The following is a 260-nucleotide window of genomic DNA, read 5'->3' as shown; positions in this document are numbered from 1 at the left end:
AATCATTCATCAAGGGACCGGCAAAAGCGAAAAATCCAATAACCAAAATAATGACAAGGCCGATCATCGCTCCCCAGTTGGAACGAAAACGGCGTGCCGCATCTTTCCAAAAGCCGATCCGCTCCCGGGTAATCTGCTCCCCGGCCGATTCATCAGCGCCAATCGGCTCAAACATTTCCGGTGTGATCTCGTTGATTGTTTTTTCACTCATCGCTGATTCACTCCTTTGCACCCGTTAGTCGAATCCGGGGATCGATGAC

General features: G+C 50.4%; 1 pseudogene. It reads right to left on the bottom strand.

Annotated elements, in window-relative coordinates:
• Positions 1 to 211, bottom strand: a pseudogene (locus L9G74_RS21140) (hypothetical protein); the annotation flags it as partial.
• Positions 212 to 260: the final 49 nt, after the last annotated feature.

The sequence above is a fragment of the Shewanella electrica genome (assembly GCF_022321485.1).
In the GTDB taxonomy this organism is placed as follows: domain Bacteria; phylum Pseudomonadota; class Gammaproteobacteria; order Enterobacterales; family Shewanellaceae; genus Shewanella; species Shewanella electrica.
Note: the sequence above shows the minus strand (reverse complement) of the source record. Positions and strands in the feature narration are given on the sequence as shown.